Genomic DNA, 2,535 nt, shown 5'->3' with positions numbered 1-2,535 from the left:
TTTTGCAGCAACAATCGCTAACTTCAAACTATCAGGATCCATATTGAAGGTATCAGGATTCACATCAACAAAAACTGGCGTGGCCCCAACCAGCAATGGCGCCTCTCCTGTTGCAACAAATGTAAATGAGGGAACAAAAACAGCGTCTCCTGGCCCAACCCCTTCACACATCAGAACCAGATGCAGCGCATCCGTTCCATTTGCACAACTGATCGCATGCGTGGCACCCGCAAAGCTTGCCAATTCCCCCTCAAACTCGGCAACCTCAGGCCCCATCACGTATGCACCATGATCCAGTACACGTTTAAGCCCCGCCTCGACTTTATCACGAATAACAGCCTGTTGCGCCTTTAAATCAATAAAAGGAATAGAAATATTGTTCATATCTTAGTTATCTCTTCCAAAGTAACTTCAGCTACGAGCTGGTATCGCGTCCCATCAACAGGACATACTAAATCGTCGCCTAGTTTTCCGCCGGCTTTACTCATCCATCCAACCCTGCGCGCAGGAACACCCGCCATCAATGCAAAGGCAGGAACATCCCCTGTCACTACCGCACCGGCAGCGATAAAACAATATGCCCCAAGTTCATATCCACAGACAATAGTGGCATTTGCCCCAATTGTCGCACCTCGACGGATAACAGTCGTCCGGAACTCATCCTTGCGTTCTATTTCGGCGCGCGGGTTGTTCACATTCGTGAAAACGCTGCTGGGGCCACAGAAGACGCCGTCCTCGAGAACCAGCCCCCTATAGAGACTGACATTGTTTTGGATCTTGCAATTATTACCAACCGATACATCAGGGCCGATCATTACATTTTGCCCGATGGAACAGTTGTTACCAATGCTGACATTTCCAAGCACATGTGAGAAGTGCCAAATTTTTGTACCCGAACCAATTTCCACGCCCTCATCGACATAGGAACTTTCGTGAACAAACACGCCCTCAAACCGTAACACTCTATCCATTGATCTCTCTTCTAGAGCCATAAACTTAGGAAGATAAACAGCATACTTTTTAGCCCCGATGAACTAGGAAAGCTCCACAGCTACCGCAGAACAGGTGAAAAATCACCTGCCCCCAAAAAAACTGAATATCATTCAACATTCACAAATTGAACGCTAAATGATTTTTATGCAAGAGCTACTTTAGCAACATCTTGCGAAACCCGTACCTTTCGACCCAAGATATCGAGCAACAGCCAGATCCGTTCCTTTTCCGGCGCCCCTAGGACTCGTGCGGTAAGGCCGTCAAAAATACCACTTTTAATTTCAACCTCATCATCCCTGGAGAAGCCGGGCTGCGCCAAATGCAGCAACTCACCACGCTGTTCATTCTCGTATAGATTGGAGACAAAACCTTCCGGCAACACGCTCAACTTACCCCCTTGCGTCAACAAGGTTTTCACCCCCCTCGTCGACATCAAAGATCGCCACCCTGTAGCTAAATCGGTCAATCGAATAAAAATGTAGCTCGGAAACAATGGTTTTTGACGCAAGGTAGTTTTACGCGCATGCCTGACGGTCGCTTCAAAAACCGGACAATAAGCATCAAACCCTTGCTGCTTTATTTGCTCGACAGCAAAAAGCTCTAAATTTGCTTTTGTATTTGCAACAATCCACCGCCCCTTATCATGCTTCATTGCAAAATCCCCGGCATCAAGAACCTCGACCTGTCTATATTTAACCCAGTCAATACTTCTTCGATTTCCGCCCCTTGCAGCAAAGCACTATTAAACTGGCAGGAAATTACAACATCGACTTTAAGGTTTACAGCCAATGCAACAGCCTCTTCTGGCCTAGACGCCAAATTCACTCCATGGGGCGAAGAGCGTTCCGCATCACCATCCATAACCGCAACTAAATTTATCTTGGGAAATTGATTTGCAACCAAAACAGCAAGTTCGGTTAATTCCGTATTTCCGAGCAAGACAATATTACACCAGCCATTTACCGAACAAAGGTCGAAAAGTGCCGAATATTGCTCTCTTCCCTGCCTGAAAACATCAAAAGAAGTGTGCAGGAAATCCGCTGTAAGTTTGGCTTTTTCAGAAAAGCCTTCAGGGGTAAGATAATACAAATATCGTTTAAGGGGTGCCTCTTGAAGCTTTACCAACCCCTTGGAAACAAATCGCTTCACGTGCCAATTAACCATCCCGACAGAAATACCAACTTCTCGAGATAAATCTTTCTGCGAAACTGAGGGGTTACGCTCAATTTCACTTAAAAGCTGGTATAACACCTGATCTTTTGACACCGATTACTCCAGCTCTCATTCATTACGACAATAGGGTCATTCGTACTAAATTATCCGCACGTTCAATTATTGAATACCTTAACTTAAGTAAGAGTACAAGCCAGGAGTACCTCTTCACATTTCGCAATAAATAACCCCCTAAGAATTCTATCCTCAGGGGGGAAGGGAATATTTGAGCACAGCCAAAGCATGCGTAAGACAAATTTATTTACATATGAAAGGGTGTTGTTCACCTTGTTTCAACGAGATATCCATATGATTTATTCTGGATACGAT

4 protein-coding genes are annotated in these 2,535 nt (G+C 45.3%); all 4 read right to left on the bottom strand.

The window, feature by feature from the left end; all coding sequences use genetic code 11:
• The coding region (locus tag Q0241_RS15390) for an aminotransferase class I/II-fold pyridoxal phosphate-dependent enzyme (protein ID WP_299379038.1) at window positions 1–384 on the bottom strand (384 nt) is incomplete at its 3' end.
• Complete coding sequence (locus tag Q0241_RS15385; RefSeq protein WP_299379037.1) at window positions 381–971, bottom strand: acyltransferase; 591 nt, start codon at window positions 969–971, stop codon at window positions 381–383. The genes Q0241_RS15390 and Q0241_RS15385, both read right to left, overlap by 4 nt.
• Before the next feature lie 164 nt (window positions 972–1,135).
• Entirely contained in the window at window positions 1,136–1,645 is a 510-nt protein-coding gene (locus Q0241_RS15380) for a transcription termination/antitermination NusG family protein (RefSeq protein ID WP_299379035.1), read from the bottom strand.
• Complete coding sequence (locus tag Q0241_RS15375; RefSeq protein ID WP_299379033.1) at window positions 1,642–2,259, bottom strand: winged helix-turn-helix transcriptional regulator; 618 nt, start codon at window positions 2,257–2,259, stop codon at window positions 1,642–1,644. The genes Q0241_RS15380 and Q0241_RS15375 overlap by 4 nt, the downstream gene beginning before the upstream one ends.
• Window positions 2,260–2,535 lie beyond the last annotated feature (276 nt).

Source organism: uncultured Kiloniella sp. (assembly GCF_937128705.1).
Classification (GTDB): Bacteria; Pseudomonadota; Alphaproteobacteria; order Kiloniellales; family Kiloniellaceae; genus Kiloniella.
This window is presented reverse-complemented; position numbering and strand designations above follow the sequence as displayed.

Excerpts from the sequence above, each read along its gene's own strand:
- Q0241_RS15385 (WP_299379037.1), bottom strand. The coding sequence starts at position 971 with ATGGATAGAGTGTTACGGTTTGAGGGCGTGTTTGTTCACGAAAGTTCC.
- Q0241_RS15380 (WP_299379035.1), bottom strand. The coding sequence starts at position 1,645 with ATGAAGCATGATAAGGGGCGGTGGATTGTTGCAAATACAAAAGCAAAT.